The organism is Oceanisphaera psychrotolerans (genome assembly GCF_001870485.1).
GTDB classification, from domain to species: domain Bacteria; phylum Pseudomonadota; class Gammaproteobacteria; order Enterobacterales; family Aeromonadaceae; genus Oceanimonas; species Oceanimonas psychrotolerans.
Genome location: NZ_MDKE01000009.1, coordinates 57,692 through 77,912, shown reverse-complemented (window position 1 = coordinate 77,912; position 20,221 = coordinate 57,692). Strand labels below are relative to the sequence as shown.

The window sequence follows — 20,221 nt, the reverse complement described above, 5'->3', positions numbered from 1 at the left end:
TGCCGCCGCCGCCGCTGAACAGGCGCCGTTCCCCGTACGCACGGGGATGAACCGATCAAACTATTGGTTGAATATTCAACCTTTAACCCGTTCCCCGTACGCACGGGGATGAACCGGTCAGGGTGCCGGGCTCGACCCGGTAGTAGTCCCGTTCCCCGTACGCACGGGGATGAACCGTTCAACGGATAGTTTATCCGGTGCCAGCTGGTCCGTTCCCCGTACGCACGGGGATGAACCGATCAGATCACCGTCGCGAAACAATGGCTCCATCCGTTCCCCGTACGCACGGGGATGAACCGGCGATTTCCGGGTAGGTGAGTACCTGGTGGTACCGTTCCCCGTGCACACGGGGATAAACCGCTTTCCCTATCTATTGGATAACCTCACACCGCCGGGTTCGGCATCTCCAGGTGCAGTTTTTCTACCGCTTCCAGCAGTTCCGGGCTCAGGGTGAGGCTCACGCTGTCGATGTTCTCTTTCAGCTGGACCAGGTTGGTGGCGCCGATGAGGTTGCTGGTCACGAAGGGGCGGCTGTTCACAAAGGCCAGGGCCAGTTGTGCCGGACTGAGGTTGTGCTCCCGGGCCAGGGCGACGTAGGCGGCACTGGCCTGCTGGGCGCGGGGATTGAGGTAGCGTTGAAAACGGCTGTACAGGGTAAGGCGGGCGCCGGTGGGGCGAGCGCCGTTTTCATATTTGCCGGTGAGCATGCCGAAGGCCAGTGGAGAATATGCCAGCAGGCCCACCTGTTCGCGCAGGCTGAATTCCGACAGCCCCACTTCATAGCTGCGGTTGAGCAGGCTGTAGGGATTCTGGATGCTGACGATACGCGGCAGGCCGGCCTGTTCGGCCAGTTTCAGGTACTGGTGCAGGCCCCAGGGCGTTTCGTTGGACACGCCAATCTGGCGGACCTTGCCGCTTTTCACCAGCTCTTCCAGCGCGCGCAGGGTTTCTTCGATGGGGACCGTTTCTTCCTGCTCTAGCCGATCCATGCCCAGCTTGCCGAAGTAGTTGGCGCTGCGGTCCGGCCAGTGCAGCTGATAAAGGTCGATGTAGTCGGTTTTGAGTCGGCGCAGACTGTCGTTGACCGCTTCGATCAGGTTGGCGCTGTCGAGGCAGGCCTTGCCGTTGCGAAAGTAAGAGGGTCGCCCCGGATTGCGTGACGGTCCCACCGCCTTGGTGGCCAGAATCAATTCGTCGCGCTTGCCGCGGGCGGAGAGCCAGTTGCCAATCATGGTTTCGGTGTCGCCCTGGGTGGCTTCTCTGGGCGGAATGGGATACATCTCGGCGGTGTCGACAAGATTGATGCCGTGATCCCGCGCCAGGTCCAGCTGGGCGTGGGCTTCGGCTTCGGTGTTTTGCTCGCCCCAGGTCATGGTGCCCAGGCCAATCAGGCTGACGTCAATATCGGTGTTGCCCAGTTTCCTGTATTGCATCGCGCTCCCCACAGGTTGGTTATGTGTTTTTGAAAAAACAGCATACCAGCAAAGGTTGTGAAAGATCACGGTGCCCCTTCGGGGAGCTGTCACCCGTAAGCTGTAAGTGGTGCTGATTGCAGACGCTGAGTGGTGCCTGTTGGTGTGATGATGTTTGTGAGATGGACTGCGGCCTTCGCCGGAGTGACGGTATTTTGTAGGCCGGGGAGCCCCCGGCCTACAAGGTCCGAGTCCCTGACGTTAATCAGGCGCCGATAATGCCGCCGTCTTCGCGGGTGATCATCATCACGCTGGAACGGGGGGTGCTGTTTCCGCCCATGGGGAAGTGGGATCCGGCCAGCTCTTCGCCCGGGTGCTGCACGCCCACAAACAGGGTCTTCTGATCCGGGCTGAAGGTCAGGCCGGTGATCTCGCAGGCGACGGGGCCGGTGAGAAAGCGGCGAATTTCGCCGGTGGCGGGGTCGGCGCACAGCATCTGGTTATTGCCCTGGCCGGCAAAGTCGCCCTGGTTGGAGTAGTTGCCGTCGGTCTGTACCCACAGCCGTCCGGCCTGGTCGAAGCCGATACCGTCGGGGCTGTTGAACATGTTGTCGGCGTTGATATTGGCCGAGCCGGCATAGAGGCTGTTCTGGTGTACGGTCGGGTTGCCGGCCAGCAGGAACAGATCCCAGTCGAACTCACCGGCGGTATGACGGCCATTGGCCGGCTGCCAGCGCAGGATCTGGCCGTAGTGGTTTTCGGCCCGGGGGTTGGGGCCGCCCACCGGCTGGTGGTCATTGGTACCCCGGTTCTTGTTGTTGGTCAGGGTACAGAACACCACCGGCTCGGTGGGGTGAGCGGCCACCCACTCGGGTCTGTCCATGGTGGTGGCGCCCACCTGGGTGGCGGCAAGGCGGGCGTGGATCAACACCTCGGCCTGGCTGTTAAAGCCGTTCTCCGGGGTCAGCCCGTTCTTGCCGAAGGTCAGTTCCAGCCATTCGCCTTTGCCCTTCAGTTCACCCTCCTCGGCATGGAATTTGGCTACATAGAGGGTGCCCTTGTCCAGCAGATTGCGGTTGGCCGCCCTGTCGTTCGGGTTGTACTTGCCTTCGCTGACGAAGCGATACAGGTGTTCGCCGCGCTCGTCGTCACCCAGATACACCACCGCGTGGCCGTCTTTATCGATGACCAGCTCGGCGTTTTCATGCTTGAAACGACCGAGGGCGGTGCGTTTGATCGGGGTGGAGTTGGGATCGGTGGGGTCGATTTCCACCACCCAGCCGAAGCGGTTGGGTTCGTTGGGGTTTTTGGCCAGATCGAAGCGGTCGTCGAACTTGTGCCACTGATAACCGGCGTCTTCGGCGGCCACCCCGTAGCGGGTCAGGGCCGGGGAAATCTCAACCGACTTGGCGCTGCCGAAATAACCGTTGAAGTTTTCTTCACAGGTCAGGTAGGTGCCCCAGGGGGTCATGCCGTTGGCACAGTTGTTGAACGTGCCCAGTGCCTGCTCGCCCCTGGGGTCGGCCTTGGTCTTCATCAGCTCATGGCCCCTGGCCGGACCGCCGATGGCCATGGGGGTGTTGGCATTGATGCGGCGGTTGAACTTGCCGTCTTTTTCAAAACGCCAGCCGTCGGCCTGCTTCTTGATGGTGATCACCGATACGCCGTGGGCGGCCTGGGCCTTTTTCACATCATCGGCGGTCATGTTCTTGCCCTGGTGGGCAAACATCAGCTCGTAGTTGGTGTATTCGTTGTTGATGGCCAGGATGGCGGTGTTGTCATCCACCGGGAAGAAGCTCATGCCATCGTTGTTGTCGCCAAACTGACCGCTCTGATCGGCAGAGGTATTGCCACCGCCGTTGATGAATTCGGCCACGTTGGAAAACAGGGGGTCACCCCAGGAAATCAGGCGCTCGGCCTTGTAGCCAGGCGGTACCACAACGGTGTCGGCGGTGCTGGTCGGCACGGCCTCGAAGCCCAGCAGCGGACTTCGGCCGGTGGCGGCGGCCATGGCGCGGGAAATTGGCGAGGCGCTGAAGAAGGCAACGGCGCCCAGGGCGGCAGCTCCGCCCAGAAAACGGCGGCGGCTCAGGTTCTGCTCGACCATCCGGGTAAATTCGGGTACCTGAGTACGGGGGTGATTCTGATCATCCTTCAGTTCAAACTGGCTCATTTCAAACTTATCCTTTGCTCATTTGGGGTGCTAACCACGGTATGGATGCGGCCTAGGCTAGACATCAAAAATGGCAGTTTGATAACGGCGAGATGACAGGAATATGACGGTGCGACACAGCCTCCGCTACGGCAGACACGAAAAGGCCCGCCAGGTGGCGGGCCTTGATGCTGCAATCAGGAGTTCATCGTGTTAATCGTGGTGGTGATGATGCTTGTGCTTATGTTTGTGCTTGTGTTTTTTGTGGCGCTTGTCGTGATAGTAGTGGTGCACTTCCTGCTGGCGGTGGCCGTCACCGGAGCGCGCTCCCAGGGCCGAGCCGGCACCGCCGCCGATGCCGGCGCCAATCAGTTGACCGGTGTCGCCGGCCAGGTTCTTGCCCAATGCAGCGCCACCCAGGGCGCCGACGGCACCGCCCAGGGCGGCTTCGTTCTTGTTGCCTCTGTCGGCGGTGGCGGCGCCACCGGCCGCGCCACCCAGGGCGGCACCGACCAGGGCGCCGGTGTCACCCCCCATCTGCTTGCCGAGCAGGGCACCGGCGGCGCCGCCGGCACCGCCGCCCAGTACGGTGCTGAGGGTTTCGTCGGCCAGAGCCGGGGAGGCGGCCAGCATCAGCGGCAGCAGCCCAAGGGCGATGATTTGTTTTTTCAACATACAGACGTTTCTCTCGGACTGTTTATAACTTGCTCTGACTATACAAAGGATTGCCGGCAAGGGAAGTGATATCCGTGGGGTAACGTTTGAATCTTTTTGTCCGTATTGTTGGTAACTTTTTGTAATCTTTATATTTTTAAAATATTTATTTTGTACGCGTCCGGTCGTGACCGACAGATCCTGACCTTTGGCGGTGTTGCTAGTTCTTGTATACCCATACCAGGGTGCGTAACCCGTGCCGGCCGTAGCGAGCCAGGCGATCGAAGCGACGGCGTTCTATCGGCAGATACTGTTTGTCTACCGCGCTTTCACCGTTGGCTTCGTCGATATCCGGGTCGTGGATATAGACGAACTCCCGGTCCATGGCGCATACCAGCACCCAGTGCGGTGCCTTGCGGCCGTCCAGATGATAGGTGCTGATCAGTACCAGCGGCAGGCCGCCCTGGCTCAGCCCCAGCTCCAGTTGTTCCAGGGTGAAATGGCCATATTCCGGTTCGATGTCCAGCTCGCTCATCTGGGCCAGAAACTGCTGGTGTACCCGCTCCAGTATCTGTTTCTTGTCGGCGGTGCGCACACTGCTCACAAACAAGGGGCCGGTCTGGTTCAGGGTTAATGCCACCCTGAATCCGCGTCGGCGGGCGGCCAGCGCCAAACCGTGGGGGCCGCAGCCGCCGTGGCCGCTGGTCATGAAAATGGTGGTGGCCTCGCGCCACAGTTGCAGCTCTTCATCGATTTCCGGCCGGTAATCCGGGTCGAGGGCACTCACCGCCATCATCAGCGAGGCCGGGCCACAGGTAAACTCCGTGGTCTGGCGGTAATAGGGTACGGTTTTGGTGCCGCTGAGCGGGTGATAGTGATGCACGCGTTTCTGGTAGCGCAGGGCGGTCTGATGATCTTCGTAATAGTCGTGATAAACCCCGAACTGACGGTAGCCCAGGCGCTGATAGAGGTTTTGCGCCGCCACGTTGTCGGCCCGCACTTCCAGGCGCATAAACACCGCGCCCCGCTCCCGGGCGCCAACCTCGGCCGCCTGCATCAGCGCCTGGCCCAGTCCCAGGCCGCGGGCGTCCGGTGCCACCGCGATGGAATATACCCGTGCCAGCCGGGTGTTGCGCCGGAACAGCACCAGTATATAGCCCAGCAGTTGCCCGTTCTGCTCGGCCACCAGCAGCTTGTCTTGCGGGTGTTCGACAAAACGCTGCAAGCTGCGCCGGCTGATCCGGTCCTGGCTGAAACAGCGTTCTTCCAGAGCCACCAGCTCGTTCAGTTCGGACTTCAATGCAGGGCGGACGAGGGGGGGAGACATGGGTCACCGACAGGGTATTGGAGAGGCTTTCAACATACGATAATTTGATATTGGCCGCGAGAAAATTTCGCTGTGTTCGTGGTCATTTGCGTATAGAGTGAATTTCATATCACGGCTGCAACCATAACGGATTATCCCATGACCCAACTTATCCTGGTGGTGGATGAACTCAGCGCCTGGGCGCCGTATTTTCCCAGCGAAAATCTGGTCGACTTTCAGACCTACCTCAAGCAGCCGCCGGCGAAAAACGCGCCCCGCACCCGGGTCATCAACCTGTGCAAAACCGGCAAGTACCTGTCCAATGGCTACTATTGCTCGCTGCTGGCGGAAGCCCGGGGCCAGCATGTCATCCCCTCGGTGGCCACCCTCAACAACCTGCGCAACAAGGGGCTGTTCGCCTTCGGGTTCGACGGCGTGTCCGAGGCACTGGCGCCACTGGCGGAAAATGACAGCGTCAAACAGATCAAGCTGAAAAGCTACTTCGGCCACGGAACCGAGCCCGGGCTGGAGCCGCTGTGCCGGGAGTTGTTCGAGCGGCTGCCCTGTCCGGTGCTGGAACTGACCTTCAAGAAGCGTTCGCGCTGGGAGCTTGCCGGCCTGGCTACCCTGTCGCCCCGGGAGCTGCAGGGAGAGGAGGAAGATCGGTTTGCCGAGGCGCTGGAAGCCTATTCCCGCATCATCTGGCGCAAGCCCAAAGCCACCAAACGCTACCGTTACGATCTGGCGATGCTGGTCAACCCGGACGAAGCGCTGCCGCCTTCCGACCCCAAGGCGCTCAAGCGTTTCGTCAAGGCCGGCGAGCGAGCCGGCGTCAATGTGGAGCTTGTCACCCGCAAGGATTATCAGCGACTGGCGGAATACGACGGTCTCTTTATCCGGGAAACCACCGCCATCGATCACCATACCTTTCGTTTCGCCCAGAAGGCCGAGCACGAGGGGCTGGTGGTGATCGACTCGCCCACCTCCATTCTGCGCTGCGCCAACAAGGTGTTTCTGGCCGAAAGCTTTACCAAGCACGGGGTGCCGACGCCGAAGACGCTGATGGTAAACCCCAAAGAGAAAGAAGCGGTGGCCTGGCTGGAGCAGGAGCTGGGCTATCCGCTGGTGCTCAAGATACCGGACGGCGCCTTTTCCCGTGGGGTTTACAAGGTGGCGGACCGGGCCGCGCTGGTGGAGACGCTGGCGACCCTGCGCAATGCGTCGGCGCTGGTGCTGGCTCAGGAATACTTCTTTACCGAATTCGACTGGCGCATCGGGGTACTGAACCATCAGCCCATCTTCGCCTGCAAATACTTTATGGTAAAAGGTCACTGGCAGATTTATCGCCATAACGACGGCGGCAAGGAAGCGGACTCCGGCAGTTTCGTGACCCTGCCCACCTTCGAGGCGCCCAAGGCGGTGATCAGCGCGGCGCTCAAGGCGGTCAAGCCCATCGGTGACGCCTTTACGGCGTGGACATCAAGGAAGGCAAGGGGCGGGTGGCGGTCATTGAGGTCAACGACAATCCCAATATCGATCACGGGGTAGAAGACCTGTTCCTCAAGGACAAACTCTACGACATGGTGATAGAAGACTTCGTGCGCCGGTTTGAAGCGAACTAGTCGGCGCCGAAGCGGCTTTGCAGATCGGCCCACAGCCCCTGCTCATGCCAGCGGCGGACCCATGCCGGCACCTGTGCGGCCGGCATGGGCACGGCAATGCCATGGCCCTGGGCGAAGCGGCAGCCTAGGCTGCCGAGCATGGCGCCCAGTTCAACGCTTTCCACCCCCTGCGCCACCACCGGGTGATGAAAGGTATGGGCCAGCTGCAGCATGCTGCTGACCAGGCTCAGATCGTCGTCGTTGGTGAGCATGTCGCTGACGAAGCGGTGGTCAATCTTGAGTTTGTCCAGCGGTAGCTGCGCAGAAAGGACAGGGCAGAAAAGCCGCTGCCGAAGTTATCCAGGGCGATTTGTACTCCCAGCCGATGGCAATGTTCCAGCACCTGAATGACCTGCTCCAGATGATGGATGGCGGCCAGTTCCTGAAACTCCAGCTCCAGGCAGGCGGGGGGGATACGGGGGTAACGCCGCAGGGCGGCGTCCAGTTGCAGGGCAAAATCCGGCTGCAGCAGATGGTTGGCACCGATATTGAGACTGACGGTCAGATGCAATCCCTGCTGTTGCCAGCGGTCGATCTGCTGCAACACCGACAGAATGACCCACTGGCCCAGCGCCCACTCCAGCCGGTTGCCGGTAAACTGGTACAGAAAGTCGGCCGGTAGCAGCAGCCCCTGTTCGGGATGCTGCCAGCGGATCAAGGCTTCCAGCCCACTGACCCTGCCGTTGAGCAGATCCACCTTGGGCTGATAAAACAGCAGGAACTCGCCCTGTTGCAGGGCCTGCTCCAGGCTTTGCAACTGCCGGTAACGGTCCTGCTGTTCGGCCTGTTGACGATGGTCGTAAAACCGATAGCAGTTTTTACCATCCTGCTTGGCCTGATACATGGCCTTGTCCGCATGCTGCAACAGCACATCGGCACTGACATCATCATGGGGGTAAAAGGTCACGCCGATGCTGGCCGATACCCAGGCCTGAGCATCGTCCAGCGTGACCGGCGCCGACACGACTTCCAGCACCCGGGTCAGGATGGGAGTCAGATCATCGTGGTCGGGCAGCTCGGCAAACAGCAATACAAACTCGTCGCCGCCCAGCCGGGCCAGGGTGTCGTATTCACGCAGGGTGGCCTTGAGCCGGTGGCTGATTTCAATCAGTAACCGATCACCGGCCGGGTGGCCCAGTTCATCGTTAACCTGCTTGAAACCGTCGAGATCCAGATAACACACCGCCAGCTGGCTGTTCAGGCGCCGGGCGCGAGCCATGGCCTGCAGCAAACGGTCGGCCAGCAGACGACGGTTGGGAATACCGGTCAGTGGATCGTACTGGGCAAGATGTTCCAGCGTGGCGGTATCGACCTTCAATTGGCTGATGTCACTGAATACCGCCACATAATGGCTCAATTTTCCGTCTTTGCCGCGCAGGGCGGAAATGGTCAGCCACTCGGGATAGAGCTCGCCATTCTTGCGCCGGTTCCAGATTTCGCCACGCCAGTGATCCCGGGTGTTCAGGCTGTGCCACATGGCATCGTAAAAGTCGGCGTCGTGCCGGCCCGAGGCCAGCATGGCCGGGGTGCGACCGAGCAGCTCGTCGGAGTCATAACCGGTAATGTGGGAAACGGCGGGGTTGGTCCTGATGATGCGGTTGTCGGCATCGGTGATCATGATGCCTTCCAGACTGCATTCAAAAACCCGGGCCGCCAGTTGCAGTTTGGTCTCGGCTTTTTTCTGCTTGCTGATATCGTGGCCGATGCAGAGCAGTTCGCCGTTAGGCAGGGTGATATTGACCCACAGACTGGGCAGGGGAGTCCCTTTGCGGGTGAGTGGCGCCCACTCGCGAAACCGGGAGTCGGCGCTGAAGGTGCGGCGTACGGCCCGCCGCACGGCGGCGTCGGGATACAGCAGGGCCAGGGGATCCGGGTGCGCCTGTAATTCATCCCAGTGCCAGCCAAAGCGGCGTTCGCACTCATGATTCCATAATATACACAGCCCCTGGCGGTTGAAGCCCTTGACCAGCAGCGGGCTGTCGGCGAGACGTTGCTTCAGATCGCCCATTACATCCTTGTTCTGGTTAACCTCGTCGCCGTCTGGCATGCATACTTCCTATAAAAAGTCGCGCTCGCCACGGCGCAGTGGATCCGGCTTGGGTTCGCCGTCGGCACAGAAGCTGAGTGAGGCCGAATTCAGGCAATAACGCAAGCCGGTGGGGGCGGGTCCGTCGGGAAATACATGACCCATGTGGCCGTCGCAGCGGCGACAGCGGATTTCGACCCGGCGCATGCCATGGCTGACATCCGCCAGCTCGAGAATATGGTCCGGGTGGTAGGGGGCATAAAAGCTGGGCCAGCCGGAACCGGACTCGAATTTGCAGGCCGAAGAGAACAGCGGCAGGGCGCACAGCTTGCACACATAGCTGCCATTCTGGTGATTATCGAGCAAGCCACCGCAGAACGGCGCTTCCGTTCCCTGATTCAGCAAAATCCGTCGCTCATCGGCACTCAGTTGCCCGGCCAGTTGTTGCAACTGCTCGGCGGTGGGGGGGCTCAGGTCATAGGGGCTGGGAGTTTGTGCCATGATTACAGCTCCTTTTTAAGCCGGTCTTTGAAGAAATGCTGCACCTTGGCCACCTTGGGCTGGGCAACGGCGGCAATATAAGGCTGATTGGGGTTCACTGCAGCATAGTTCTGATGATAGCTCTCTGCCGGGTAAAACGCCTGCAGTGGCTCCAGCGTGGTGACGATGGGCGCCCGGAACACGCCATGCTGCTCCAGTTGGGCAATATAGTCGGCTGCGAGCCGGCGTTCGGCGTCATCCTGATAAAACACCGCCGAGCGATACTGGCGGCCGAGGTCGTTGCCTTGACGATTGAGCTGGGTGGGATCGTGGGCGATACCGAAAAACACCTTCAGCAGGGTGCCGGGGCCGATCAGGGCGCTGTCGAATTCGATAGCGATGACTTCCGCATGATCGGTGGTGCCGCTGCATACGGCATCGTAGTTGGCGGTCTCTTCGGTGCCGCCGGCATAACCGGACACCACATTCAGTACCCCGTTCAGCTGGCGGTACACCGCCTCGGTGCACCAGAAGCAGCCGCCGGCCAGCACCAGCCGGCGTACGCCGGTGTTCAGGAAGGCGCTGTCGTCGGCATCGGGAAAGTCGCCGGGCAACAGGCTCAGTACGGAATCCGTCATTGCATTTCTCCTCATGGATAATTCAGGCTACGTTATCATAGCCGACAGCCAGGCTAAACGACCTTGCGGTGCCGGGCCGGCAACAGGGTTGCGCGCCTGCTTTCACCTGGTTCCTTCTGGCCCATGTCATGTGATGGATATTGCAGCACCGGTATCGTTAAGGTCGTGCCAGAGCAAGGGTTTTGCTGTTGCTGCTTTTGCCATCCTGCTAGTCTATGCGCCTTTGTGCTGAATGTCGGAATCATCATGGAACTGGACTTACTCACGTTGGGTCTGCTGGCGCTGGCGGCACTGCTGGCGGGCTTTATCGATGCCATTGCCGGTGGTGGTGGCTTGATCACGGTACCGGCGCTGCTGGCTACCGGCATGCCGCCGGCCATGGCGCTGGCCACCAACAAGCTGCAAAGCTGCTTCGGCACCTTTTCCGCCTCCTTGTATTACCTGCGTCGGGGGTTGATCGACTGGCGCACCATGAAGTGGGCGATGGCCTGTACCTTCATCGGCAGCATGCTAGGTACCTTATTGGTGCAGCGTATCGATGCGTCGGTGTTGCAGAAGGTACTGCCCTTTCTGCTGGCGGCCTTTGCCCTGTATTTTCTGTTTTCGCCCCGGGTGGGAGATGAAGACCGTCAACGTCGGCTGGGTATTGTTCCTTTCGCCCTGCTGGTCGGCATCGGCGTGGGCTTTTATGATGGTTTCTTCGGCCCCGGCACCGGCTCTTTCTTCGCGCTGGGCTTTATTGCCCTGGCCGGTTTCAGCATGGCCAAGGCCACGGCTCACACCAAGCTGCTGAATTTCACCTCCAACTTTGCCTCGCTGCTGTTCTTCATGCTCGGCGGTCAGGTCGCCTGGGTCGTCGGGTTATCGATGGCGCTTGGCCAGTTTGTCGGCGCCCGCCTGGGTTCCAAAATGGTGGTCACCCGGGGCACCCGTATTATTCGCCCCATGCTGGTGACGGTGTCGCTGGTCATGTCGGTCCGCCTGCTGTGGCAGCAATATCCGGCCTGGTTTGCCTGGGTTGGATAATGGAGAGATGGGTAACGGAAAATTGGGTAACGGAACCGGATGATGCTGGCGACACTCTTTCAGCAACAACAACGTAAATACCGCTACTGGCTGTTGGGGCTGGGGCTGGCGTTGCTGGTGGCCATGTTGCTCAGCCTGCAGTTGGGTGCCGTGGGAGTGGGCATAGAAGCGCTGTGGCAGCCGGTGTCCAGGCTGGAGCAGCAGGTGTTCTGGCAGTTACGGTTGCCGCGTACCCTGCTGGCGGTGCTGGTGGGCGCCAGCCTGGCCCTGTGCGGCGCCGTGTTGCAGGTGCTGCTGCACAACCCCCTGGCCGAGCCGGGGCTGATTGGTATATCCAGCGGGGCCAGTCTGGCGGCGGTGCTGACCCTGTCGCTGTCGGTTCATCTGGGACTGTCACTACCCTACTGGAGTCTGTCGCTGGCCGCCTTTGTCGGCGCCCTGCTGGTCACCCTGTTGCTGCTGGCGCTGGCGCGGCGCCGGCTGGGGCCGGGGGCGCTGCTGTTGTTCGGGGTGGCGGTGGGTATTCTCGCCAATGCGGTGCTGACCTGGCTGCTGTACCTGGCCGACGATGCCTCGCTGCGCAGCTTTCTGTTCTGGATGATGGGCAGCCTGGGCCACGGCCAGCCATTGTCGTTGTGGCTGCCGGCGCTGGTTACTTTGGTCTGGCTGGTCACTCAGGGCCGCCGGCTGGATATGCTGGCGCTGGGCGATAACCAGGCGCGGCTGCTGGGGCTGAATGTGCGCTGGCTGCAGCCCCGGCTGGTGCTGGCGGTATGCCTGCTCACCGCCTTCAGTGTGGCCATGGCCGGCCCCATCGGCTTCGTCGGTCTGGTGGTGCCTCATCTGCTGCGTCTGTTGGTGGGGGGCAAGCAACGTTTCTTGCTGCCCGCGTCCATGCTGGCAGGTGCCATGGTGCTGACCCTGGCCGATGTGGCGGCGCGGACGGTGTTGACGGTGGGCGAGCTGCCCATCGGTGCCGTGACCGCCACCCTGGGGGCGCCGGTGTTCATCTGGCTGTTGGTGCGTCGCCATGCTGGAGCTTGACGGTTTCGTGCAGGCGCGACGGGTAGGCCCCGTCAGCGGTGAATTTACGGCGGGCAGGCTGACCCTGCTGATCGGCCCCAACGGCAGTGGCAAGTCCAGCCTGCTGGCGGGGGCGGCGGGCCTGAGTGACAGCGACGGAGAAGGGCAGGTGCGGCTGGCGGGCCAGGCGTTGTCCGGCTTCAGTCTGCATGAGCTGGCCCGGCACAGAGCCATGCTGGCCCAGCAGGCGGCCTTGCCTCATGGTCTGCGCGGTTACGAGTTGCTGGCGCTGGGGGCGGAGCCGCTGGGCGGGATAAACGAGGCGGTGTGCCGAGTCATGGCCGAGCTGGCCGGGCCCCTGGGATTGGAGTCACTCTACGCTCGCCCGCTCACCAGTCTTTCCGGCGGCGAGCAGCAACGGCTGCTGATTGCCGGTACCCTGTTGCAGGTGCACCCCGACATCAACCCCGATGCCCGCCTGCTGCTGCTGGACGAACCCCTGGCCGGGCTGGACTGGCACCACCAGCTCGCCACCCTGCGGCTGTTGCGTCGCTATGCAACACGAGGACTGGCGGTGGTGGCCTCCATTCACGACATCAACCTGGCCTGCCAGTATGCGGATGACGTCTGGTGTCTGCATCAGGGCAAACTGGCGGCACGGGGCGGGCCCGGGGTGATCACCCCGGCGTTGATCGCCGAGGTGTTTAAGGTCAGGGTACGGGTACTGGAGCAGGATGGCCGCCGGATGATGCTGCCGGAAGAATAAAGCGCGTTAGCCGGCGGCACAGGGTACGCGAGACCCTCAGGCGAGATGCAGTACCGGCAGGCAAACTCCTGCCTACCGGATTGCGCCGCCTGCATGGGCGCCTACCCTGTCACACCTCAACTGCCTGATACAGGGTCTCCAGCAGGGCTTCGGTGTCGCTCCAGCCCAGACAGGCATCGGTGATGCTCTGGCCGAATACCTCTGCCTTGCCTTCAACCACCTCCTGTCGGCCCGACTCGATAAAGCTTTCGGCCATGACCCCGGCAATATAACGACTGCCGTTTTTCAGCTGGGTACTGATGTCTTCGGCCACCAGCAACTGGCGCTGGTGTTGCTTGAGGCTGTTGCCATGACTGAGGTCCACCACCAGCCGGGGTGACAGCCCCACCTGCTTCAGCCCGCCGGCGGCCTCGGCCACGCTGTCGGCATCGTAGTTGGGGGCCTTGCCGCCGCGCAGGATCAGATGGCCGAAGGGGTTGCCGTTGGTCTGGTAAATGGTCATCTGACCGTCTTTGTCCGGCGAGCAGAAAATGTGCGGGTGACTGGCCGCGCGCACCGCGTCCAGCGCAATCTGGATGTTGCCGTCGGTGCCGTTCTTGAAGCCCACCGGGCACGACAGCGCCGAGGCCATTTCCCGGTGCACCTGGGATTCGGTGGTGCGCGCGCCGATGGCGCCCCAGCTGATCAGATCCGCAATATACTGTCCGGTCACCATATCGAGAAATTCGGTGGCGGTGGGCAGCCCCAGGGCATTGATGTCGCACAACAGCTTGCGGGCCAGCTGCAGACCGGTGTTCACGTCGAAGCTGCCGTTCAGGTGCGGATCGTTGATCAGCCCCTTCCAGCCGACGATGGTGCGCGGCTTTTCGAAATAGGTACGCATCACAATGCACAGCCGGTCTTTGTAACGCTCGCGCAACGGCGCCAGCCGCTCGGCATAGGCCAGGGCGGCGGCCGGGTCGTGAATGGAGCAGGGGCCGACGATCACCAACAGTCTGGGGCTGGTACCGGTCAGAATGGCTTCGATGTCGGCGCGGGCGGTCAGCACCGTCTCGGCCATGGTGTCGGTGAGGGGGAATTGGGTGTTCAGCTGGTGCGGCGTGATCAGCGCCGCCAGGCGGCGACTTCTCAGTTCATCGGTGTTCAGTTTATCGGTATCTGGGGACATGAAGTACTCTATTGCAAAGTGGGAGTGCCGGAGCACGATGTCCTTACCATAACGGAAAGCCGTGGCAGGGAAAACCACGGCAAGAGATAAATCTGCCGCTTAGGGCTTGCTGAAGCGCTGGCCGGAGATCTCCGGATGATAGATAGGCTGGATCACGTTACCGGCCGGATCGGTAATGTGGAAGCTGCGCGCGCCGTCACCGTGATCGTGGGGCTGGTCGAGCATGGTCACGGCCTTGCTCTGCAGGTACTGAAACCACAGTTCCAGTTCTGCCTTGCTGTCCACGATAAAGCCGAAGTGATCCATGCTCTGCACACCGCTGGCGGGTAGATCGGAGCGGCCCAGAGACAGATTGTCGTTGCCGCAGGTGAGATAGACCAGATCTTTATGAGCCCGGCGCAGCAGCTCCATGCCCATGATCTCGGTGTAAAAGTGCTCGCATTCTTCCAGGTTGGGCATGGTGAAGGCGATATGGCGCATGCCGTTCAAACGACCGGGTCTTTCCATGGCGGGGTTCCTTGTCTCTTTACTGATGTATTGTGTACCATTTGTTTAATTTAAATAAACAAACGGAGTCTACAATGTATTCCATTATTGTCAAAACCAAGCTCAAGCCCGGCACCACCGACGCCTTTCTGGCGGCCATGCTGCCCAACGCCGAAGCCTCGGTGCGTGACGAGCCGGGTTGCCATGCCTTCGACGTGCTGCAGGACAAGGCCGATCCCGAGCTGTTCTGGCTCTATGAAATCTATCAGGATGAAGCGGCCCTGGCCGATCACAAGCTGACAGCTCATTACAAGGCCAGCCGTGCGGTGGTGACCGAGCTGATCGCCGAGCAGTCGGTGACCCGCGCCGGGGTGCTGGCGATGAATCCGTCCCGCTGAGCCACAGGCCCCGCTTTCTGGCAGGGCTTCATCACGGACAGGGCACCGGTAAAGCCCCGGAGTGGAAAAGGGAGGTGGTGAGCGATATGTTAGGTGTCTCGTGAATTGCCTGACCTTGTCCATGACCGCGACAGAAGACATGAAGCACAGCCTGACCCTGATGAACTTGCTGGCCGGCTGGGGCATAACGCCGCCGCTGATCGAGCATCCGCCGCTGTTTACCTGCGACGATGCCGACCGGCTGCTGGTGGAGCGCCCCGGTACCCGGCTCAAGAATCTGTTTCTGCGCGACAATTACGGCCGTCGCCATGCGCTGTTGCTGACCCGTTCCGACAAGCAGGTGGATCTGAAAGTGCTGTCACGTCAGGTGGGCTGGTCCCGGCTCGGTTTTGCCTCCGCCGACCGGCTGCAGCGTTATCTGGGGGTCGAACCCGGCCATGTGTCGGTGTTGGCGCTGGTCCATGACAGGGAACGACAAGTGGAATTGTGGCTGGATCGGGAGCTGGAGCACGGCGACGACTTTCACTGCCACCCGCTGCGCAATACTGCCACCGTGCTGTTGAGCAAGACCGATCTGCTGCGCTTCACTTCCCGCACCGGTCACACGCCGCTCTGGCTGCCGGTTCCGGCGCCTTGATTGCGCACCTGTGGGGCATAGCAGCACAGGCTATGCCCCGCATAAATAGCCGGCTGCCATGTCAGGCCTCACACCTTACGCCGGGGCGTTCAATTCCCCGCGCAGATTCTGCCCCATCAACTTGCGAACTTGCTCCGGCGGCAGGTTTTTGCTCAGCAGATAGTGCAGCTTGGTCAGCGCCGCCTCGGTGGTCATGTCGTAACCGGAGATGACGCCGGCCTGGGCCAGGGCGTGACCGGTGGCGTAGCCGTCCATGTTGACGGTGCCGCGCAGGCACTGGGTCAGGTTGACGATGACCACACCCCGGGCCGAGGCCTCGGCCAGCAGGGTCAGCATGGCCTCGTTCTGGGGCGCATTGCCCACCCCGTAGGACAGCAGCAGCAGCGCCTTGACCGGCTGTTGCAGAATGTTGCCGATGACCTCGGCGGAAATGCCGGGGTAGAGGGTGACCACGCCGATGGGCTGGGGCGTGATGGGGCTGACGGTCAAGGGTTTACCGGTGGCGGTGCCCAGGGTGCCCGACTCCAGGCTGATATGAATGCCGGCATTGAGCAGGGGCGGAAAGTTGGGCGAGTCGAAGGCCTGAAAACCGTCGGCGTGTACCTTGCTGGCACGGTTGCCCCGATACAGGCGGTTGTTGAAGAAGAGTCCCACCTCGTGGATGGGATAACAGGCGGCCACATAGAGGGCGTTGAGCAGGTTGGGACGACCGTCGGAGCGCAGTTCGGCCAGGGGGATTTGGGAACCGGTGACGATCACCGGTTTGTCCAGGTCTTCCAGCATGAACGACAGTGCCGCGGCGGTGAACGCCATGGTGTCGGTGCCGTGCAATACCACGAAGCCGTCGTAGTCGTCGTAATTGGCCTTGATATCGTCGGCAATCCGCTGCCAGTCGGCGGGCGTCATGTCCGAAGAGTCGATCAGGGGATCGTACTCGTGAATATGGTAGGCCGGCATCTCCGGGCGATGAAACTCCGGGGTATGGGCCAGACAGTCGGTCATGAAACCCGCCTGGGGCACGTAGCCCTTGGCGGATTTCTGCATGCCGATGGTGCCGCCGGTATAGGCGATGTAGATTTTTTTCTGGCGCATCAGAACTCCTGACAGGCAACGCACAGCACATACTGGCCGCGGATATCGTCGAAGCGGCTCAGGGCCGACAATTCCTGCTTGAGCTGTTCACCGGCCGGACGCAATACCACCGGCAGGGCGGCGGTGGCCCAGTCGCCGAAGGCGCCCGAGTCCAGCAGCAGTTGCTCCAGCAGTATCTCCTTGGCGGAGGAAGGCAGTTTCACCGGCTTGACGCTGAATTCCGCCAGCTCGGCCAGACCGGCGGCACCGGCCAGGGCATCGTCCAGATAGCCCAGTTCATCCACCAGTCCCAGCGCCTTGGCATCCTGTCCGGTCCAGACGTGGCCCTGAGCGGCACGCTCTACCTGCTCCGGATTCAGGCTGCGGCCCTTGGCCACCAGCTCGACGAACTGATCGTAGGTGTGCTCCACGCCCATCTGGATCAGCTGCTTGGTGTGCTCCGGCAGGCCGGTGGTCAGGCCCGCACCCACGAAGTCGGTGGTACCCACGCCGTCGGTATGGAGGCCCAGCTTCTCGAAGGCTTCCTCGAAGGTGAGGAAGAGGCCGAATACGCCGATGGAGCCGGTGAGGGTGGTGGGCGCGGCGTAGATCCTGTCGGCGTCGGCCGCTATCCAGTAACCACCGGAGGCGGCGGTACTGCCCATGGACACCACCAGCGGCTTGCCGCTTTCCTTGAAGCGCAGCAGGCTGCTGCGGATCTGCTCGGCGGCAAAGGCGCTGCCACCGGGGCTGTCGATACGCAGCACCAGGGCGTGAATGTCTGCATCCAGCCGGGCCTCATCGATCAAGCGGCCGAGGTATTCGTCGTTGATGGTGTTGGGGCCTGCATCGCCGCTCATGATGGCGCCGCTGGCAGTGATCAGACCCACCGCCGGGGCGGCATGCTTGCGTGACTCGCTGTGGCTGAGGTAGGCGGGGATGTCCACGCTCATGTACCCGTTGGTCTGGCTGTCCCAGCCTACCTGTTCGGCCACGGTCTGCAGCATCTCGTTGCGGCTGGCGAGCCGGTCGACCAGGCCCTGCTCCAGGGCATAGCGGGCCGGATCACCATTTACCGCCCCAAAGCGGCTCAGCAGCTGCTCTTTGCTCGGATTGATGTGGTCGGCGGGAATATCCCGCAGCTTGACGATGTTGTCCTGATAATGCTGCCACAGCTGGCCGAGCCAGCGTCGGGTATCTTCGCGGCTTTCTTCGGACATGTCGTCGCGCAGATAGGGTTCGACGAACGACTTGTAGGTGCCCACCCGGAATACATGGGGGGTGATGTTGAAACGCTCGAAGGCCGACTTGTAGTGCAGCCGGTAGACGCCCAGGCCCTGAATGGTCACGGCGCCGGCCGGGTTCAGCAGCACTTCGTCGGCATGGGCCGCCAGGTAATACTGGCCCTGGGTGTAGTAGTCGCCAAGGGCATACACCGGCTTGCCGGAGGTCTTGAAGCCTTCGATGGCCTCGCCGACTTCGTCCAGCTTGGTCAGGCTGGACTCACTCATGTTCTGCAGCCGCAGCACCAGGGCGCCGATGCGCTCGTCGTTGCGGGCCCGGTCCAGGGCTTCCTTGATCTGGCTCAGGGTCATGGGCGGCGGCGTGGTATCGCCGGACAGCCATTTTTCGGCCAGTCGCCGGGGAGTGGCGGTGGCGTCCTGCTCCAGCACCGGGCCGGTCAGGGTCAGGGTCAGCGCGGCGCTGGCCGGCAGCTCGGGTGCTTCTTCCTTGGCGCTGAACACCAGGATCACCGAGACCACAATGACTAGAAACAGCAGGTTGATAATTAACATGCGAATGGCATTCAGTACCCGGGCCAGAGTACGGAAGAACCACTTGATGGCAGACCACATAGCGACGCCTTAATCGGAATAATTGTCGAATCAGCCCATTATGACGGCAGCGACGGCGCAATACCATGCGTGGTGTGGTTTTGATAGCCAAACCAGTCTTGTCTGGCGAAGGCACCATGAGCCGTTACCCCCTTTACCGGCAGGCCATAAGCAGGGGTACGTATTTGAGAATGCCTCTTTTTTGGCTTTATGCTCGAGCGCGGTGCTGCTAAGGTAGCGGGCATCAAAATCCGAGCGTGTTACTGAAGGGTGTTAATCATGGAAGCACTGGAACTGTTACTCAATCGCCATTCCAATCCCCGGCTGGTCGAGCCGCGCCGGCGGGCGAGCAGCTGGAAACCATTTTCAAGGCCGGACTGCGGGCGCCGGATCATGCGGCGCTGACGCCCTGGGAGTTCATCGTGTTCGGCGGTGAGCAGCGGGAAAAGCTGGGTGACATTCTGGCCGAGGCCGCACGGGCCAGGGGGGACGCGGAAGACAGCGTCGAGAAAGCCCGCAACGCGCCGCTGCGTGCGCCCATGGTGATCACCGTGGTGGCCAAGGTTAAGCCTCATGACAAGGTGCCGCAGCTGGAGCAGGAAATCTCGGCCGGCTGCGCCCTGATGGCGATGCAGATGGCGGCGCTGGCGCTGGGCTTCAACGGCATCTGGCGCACCGGCTGGTTTGCCTTCGACCGCGGCGTGCATCAGGCCATGGGGCTGGACGCGCAGGACCAAATCGTCGGCTTCCTGTATCTGGGTACCCCCCAGGTGGAAGTACGCAAACTGCCCGAGCGGGATCCGGCGCAATTCGTGCGTTATTTCGGCTCGTAATCCATTTATCGCAAGCAGGGGGCACGTCATTTACATAAAATGACGTGCCCCTTTTTGTTTATGCCTGACCCCGTTGCTCCAGCTGCTGCAGGGCGTCGTCGGTGTTGAGGTTGACAAAGGCGTCGACCTGGTCGCTGAAGTCCACGGTGACCAGTTGATGGCGTTCATACCACAGCTGCAGCTTGCGATCGCCGCCGTCCAGGTAGTTGCACAGCGACGGCAGCAGTGACTGGTGCACCAGGGCGGTGGCGGAATGGAGCTGAATGCCGTCGTCCACCACCGCTATCTGATCGTGACGTTGTATGGCGGCGCACAGACGGTGTGCCAGATCCGGTGGCACCAGCGGGCTGTCGCAGGGGACGAACAGCACCCATTCGCTCGGGGCATGGCTCAGCCCGGCTTCAAATCCGGCCAGGGGACCGGCATAGCCGCAGTCGTTATCCGGCACCACCGGCGCCAGTGGCCGGTAGCGTTCCAGGTTGCGGTTGGCATTGATCAGTACATTACCGACCTGAGGGCGGAGTCGCTCCAGCAGATGCACCACCAGCGGCTTGCCCCACAGCGTGAGCAGCCCCTTGTCGGCACCCTGCATGCGCCGGCCTTCGCCCCCGGTCAGAATAACGGCAGTGATATCTTTTGGATCCAGCAT

The 20,221-nt window shown here is 61.6% G+C and carries 18 protein-coding genes, 2 pseudogenes and 1 CRISPR repeat array; of the genes and pseudogenes, 8 read left to right on the top strand and 12 right to left on the bottom strand.

What is annotated here, in order from left to right:
• Positions 1 to 25 precede the first annotated feature (25 nt).
• Positions 26 to 360: direct repeats of the CRISPR family, unit length 29 nt; unit sequence CCGTTCCCCGTACGCACGGGGATGAACCG.
• Between the two features lie 23 nt (positions 361 to 383).
• From BFR47_RS03900 to rimI, 4 genes are all read right to left on the bottom strand, one after another.
• On the bottom strand, positions 384 to 1,433 hold the full coding sequence (locus BFR47_RS03900; protein ID WP_071471858.1) for an NADP(H)-dependent aldo-keto reductase: 1,050 nt from the start codon (positions 1,431 to 1,433) through the stop codon (positions 384 to 386).
• Between the two features lie 244 nt (positions 1,434 to 1,677).
• Positions 1,678 to 3,585 (bottom strand): PhoX family protein, encoded by a 1,908-nt coding sequence (locus BFR47_RS03895; protein WP_071471857.1) that lies wholly within the window; start codon positions 3,583 to 3,585, stop codon positions 1,678 to 1,680.
• Between the two features lie 192 nt (positions 3,586 to 3,777).
• A complete protein-coding gene (locus tag BFR47_RS03890) occupies positions 3,778 to 4,239 on the bottom strand; it encodes a hypothetical protein (RefSeq protein ID WP_071471856.1) in 462 nt (153 codons plus the stop codon).
• A 199-nt stretch (positions 4,240 to 4,438) separates the two neighbouring features.
• Entirely contained in the window at positions 4,439 to 5,545 is a 1,107-nt protein-coding gene (gene rimI, locus BFR47_RS03885) for a ribosomal protein S18-alanine N-acetyltransferase (protein WP_071471855.1), read from the bottom strand.
• Positions 5,546 to 5,683: 138 nt separating this feature from the next.
• On the opposite strand from rimI, the gene BFR47_RS03880 reads away from it, so the two are divergent.
• Both BFR47_RS03880 and BFR47_RS18985 read left to right on the top strand, forming a co-directional pair.
• Positions 5,684 to 7,072 carry a RimK family protein gene (locus BFR47_RS03880; RefSeq protein WP_245748784.1) on the top strand — a complete coding sequence of 463 codons (1,389 nt, stop codon included), beginning with the start codon at positions 5,684 to 5,686 and terminating at the stop codon, positions 7,070 to 7,072.
• Positions 7,024 to 7,146 carry a hypothetical protein gene (locus BFR47_RS18985; RefSeq protein ID WP_281245932.1) on the top strand — a complete coding sequence of 41 codons (123 nt, stop codon included), beginning with the start codon at positions 7,024 to 7,026 and terminating at the stop codon, positions 7,144 to 7,146. The genes BFR47_RS03880 and BFR47_RS18985 overlap by 49 nt, the downstream gene beginning before the upstream one ends.
• Here the strand turns inward: BFR47_RS18985 and BFR47_RS03870 are convergent.
• From BFR47_RS03870 to msrA, 3 genes and pseudogenes are all read right to left on the bottom strand, one after another.
• Positions 7,143 to 9,193: pseudogene (locus BFR47_RS03870) on the bottom strand (putative bifunctional diguanylate cyclase/phosphodiesterase). The gene BFR47_RS18985 and the pseudogene BFR47_RS03870 overlap by 4 nt on opposite strands.
• A 48-nt stretch (positions 9,194 to 9,241) precedes the next feature.
• Complete coding sequence (gene msrB / locus BFR47_RS03865) at positions 9,242 to 9,712, bottom strand: peptide-methionine (R)-S-oxide reductase MsrB (RefSeq protein ID WP_071471852.1); 471 nt, start codon at positions 9,710 to 9,712, stop codon at positions 9,242 to 9,244.
• 2 nt (positions 9,713 to 9,714) lie between these two features.
• Entirely contained in the window at positions 9,715 to 10,329 is a 615-nt protein-coding gene (gene msrA, locus BFR47_RS03860) for a peptide-methionine (S)-S-oxide reductase MsrA (RefSeq protein WP_071471851.1), read from the bottom strand.
• Positions 10,330 to 10,575: 246 nt separating this feature from the next.
• Here msrA and BFR47_RS03855 point away from each other — a divergent pair, with 246 nt between their 5' ends.
• Genes BFR47_RS03855 through BFR47_RS03845 form a run of 3 tightly spaced genes read left to right on the top strand, consistent with a single transcriptional unit; the run spans position 10,576 to position 13,144 of the window.
• Entirely contained in the window at positions 10,576 to 11,355 is a 780-nt protein-coding gene (locus BFR47_RS03855) for a TSUP family transporter (protein ID WP_071471850.1), read from the top strand.
• A 42-nt stretch (positions 11,356 to 11,397) separates the two neighbouring features.
• Complete coding sequence (btuC, locus tag BFR47_RS03850) at positions 11,398 to 12,399, top strand: vitamin B12 ABC transporter permease BtuC (RefSeq protein WP_071471862.1); 1,002 nt, start codon at positions 11,398 to 11,400, stop codon at positions 12,397 to 12,399.
• On the top strand, positions 12,386 to 13,144 hold the full coding sequence (locus BFR47_RS03845) for a vitamin B12 ABC transporter ATP-binding protein BtuD (protein ID WP_071471849.1): 759 nt from the start codon (positions 12,386 to 12,388) through the stop codon (positions 13,142 to 13,144). The genes btuC and BFR47_RS03845 overlap by 14 nt, the downstream gene beginning before the upstream one ends.
• Before the next feature lie 109 nt (positions 13,145 to 13,253).
• On the opposite strand, the gene BFR47_RS03840 is transcribed toward BFR47_RS03845, so the two are convergent.
• Both BFR47_RS03840 and BFR47_RS03835 read right to left on the bottom strand, forming a co-directional pair.
• Positions 13,254 to 14,312, bottom strand: coding sequence for a 3-deoxy-7-phosphoheptulonate synthase (locus BFR47_RS03840; protein ID WP_071471848.1), 1,059 nt, complete (start codon positions 14,310 to 14,312; stop codon positions 13,254 to 13,256).
• Positions 14,313 to 14,411: 99 nt separating this feature from the next.
• Positions 14,412 to 14,819 (bottom strand): VOC family protein, encoded by a 408-nt coding sequence (locus BFR47_RS03835; RefSeq protein WP_071471847.1) that lies wholly within the window; start codon positions 14,817 to 14,819, stop codon positions 14,412 to 14,414.
• 74 nt (positions 14,820 to 14,893) lie between these two features.
• Between BFR47_RS03835 and BFR47_RS03830 the strand changes: the two genes are divergently transcribed.
• Positions 14,894 to 15,196, top strand: a complete 303-nt coding sequence (locus BFR47_RS03830) for a putative quinol monooxygenase (protein ID WP_071471846.1) — start codon at positions 14,894 to 14,896, stop codon at positions 15,194 to 15,196.
• 100 nt (positions 15,197 to 15,296) lie between these two features.
• Entirely contained in the window at positions 15,297 to 15,833 is a 537-nt protein-coding gene (locus BFR47_RS03825; RefSeq protein WP_245748783.1) for a prolyl-tRNA synthetase associated domain-containing protein, read from the top strand.
• Between the two features lie 75 nt (positions 15,834 to 15,908).
• Here BFR47_RS03825 and ansA read toward each other — a convergent pair whose 3' ends face one another.
• Together ansA and sppA are read right to left on the bottom strand one after the other, a co-directional pair.
• Positions 15,909 to 16,925 carry an asparaginase gene (ansA, locus tag BFR47_RS03820; RefSeq protein WP_071471845.1) on the bottom strand — a complete coding sequence of 339 codons (1,017 nt, stop codon included), beginning with the start codon at positions 16,923 to 16,925 and terminating at the stop codon, positions 15,909 to 15,911.
• Positions 16,925 to 18,760: a signal peptide peptidase SppA gene (sppA, locus tag BFR47_RS03815; protein ID WP_071471844.1), complete on the bottom strand. Its 1,836-nt coding sequence runs from the start codon at positions 18,758 to 18,760 to the stop codon at positions 16,925 to 16,927. The genes ansA and sppA overlap by 1 nt, the downstream gene beginning before the upstream one ends.
• Positions 18,761 to 19,018: 258 nt before the next feature.
• On the opposite strand from sppA, the pseudogene BFR47_RS03810 reads away from it, so the two are divergent.
• Positions 19,019 to 19,572 (top strand): annotated as a pseudogene (locus tag BFR47_RS03810) (NAD(P)H nitroreductase).
• A gap of 58 nt (positions 19,573 to 19,630) precedes the next feature.
• On the opposite strand, the gene mobA reads toward BFR47_RS03810, so the two are convergent.
• The gene (gene mobA, locus BFR47_RS03805; protein ID WP_071471843.1) at positions 19,631 to 20,221 is read right to left on the bottom strand and encodes a molybdenum cofactor guanylyltransferase MobA; all 591 of its coding nucleotides are present in this window, start codon (positions 20,219 to 20,221) and stop codon (positions 19,631 to 19,633) included.

What these genes read in the sequence shown, in the direction of transcription:
- BFR47_RS03900 (WP_071471858.1), bottom strand. Translation starts at nt 1,433, where the DNA reads ATGCAATACAGGAAACTGGGCAACACCGATATTGACGTCAGCCTGATT.
- mobA (WP_071471843.1), bottom strand. Translation starts at nt 20,221, where the DNA reads ATGCTGGATCCAAAAGATATCACTGCCGTTATTCTGACCGGGGGCGAA.
- BFR47_RS03890 (WP_071471856.1), bottom strand. Translation starts at nt 4,239, where the DNA reads ATGTTGAAAAAACAAATCATCGCCCTTGGGCTGCTGCCGCTGATGCTG.
- BFR47_RS03855 (WP_071471850.1), top strand. Translation starts at nt 10,576, where the DNA reads ATGGAACTGGACTTACTCACGTTGGGTCTGCTGGCGCTGGCGGCACTG.
- btuC (WP_071471862.1), top strand. Translation starts at nt 11,398, where the DNA reads ATGCTGGCGACACTCTTTCAGCAACAACAACGTAAATACCGCTACTGG.
- BFR47_RS03895 (WP_071471857.1), bottom strand. Translation starts at nt 3,585, where the DNA reads ATGAGCCAGTTTGAACTGAAGGATGATCAGAATCACCCCCGTACTCAG.
- msrB (WP_071471852.1), bottom strand. Translation starts at nt 9,712, where the DNA reads ATGGCACAAACTCCCAGCCCCTATGACCTGAGCCCCCCCACCGCCGAG.
- rimI (WP_071471855.1), bottom strand. Translation starts at nt 5,545, where the DNA reads ATGTCTCCCCCCCTCGTCCGCCCTGCATTGAAGTCCGAACTGAACGAG.
- BFR47_RS03840 (WP_071471848.1), bottom strand. Translation starts at nt 14,312, where the DNA reads ATGTCCCCAGATACCGATAAACTGAACACCGATGAACTGAGAAGTCGC.
- BFR47_RS03880 (WP_245748784.1), top strand. Translation starts at nt 5,684, where the DNA reads ATGACCCAACTTATCCTGGTGGTGGATGAACTCAGCGCCTGGGCGCCG.
- BFR47_RS03845 (WP_071471849.1), top strand. Translation starts at nt 12,386, where the DNA reads ATGCTGGAGCTTGACGGTTTCGTGCAGGCGCGACGGGTAGGCCCCGTC.
- BFR47_RS03835 (WP_071471847.1), bottom strand. Translation starts at nt 14,819, where the DNA reads ATGGAAAGACCCGGTCGTTTGAACGGCATGCGCCATATCGCCTTCACC.
- BFR47_RS03830 (WP_071471846.1), top strand. Translation starts at nt 14,894, where the DNA reads ATGTATTCCATTATTGTCAAAACCAAGCTCAAGCCCGGCACCACCGAC.
- ansA (WP_071471845.1), bottom strand. Translation starts at nt 16,925, where the DNA reads ATGCGCCAGAAAAAAATCTACATCGCCTATACCGGCGGCACCATCGGC.
- msrA (WP_071471851.1), bottom strand. Translation starts at nt 10,329, where the DNA reads ATGACGGATTCCGTACTGAGCCTGTTGCCCGGCGACTTTCCCGATGCC.
- sppA (WP_071471844.1), bottom strand. Translation starts at nt 18,760, where the DNA reads ATGTGGTCTGCCATCAAGTGGTTCTTCCGTACTCTGGCCCGGGTACTG.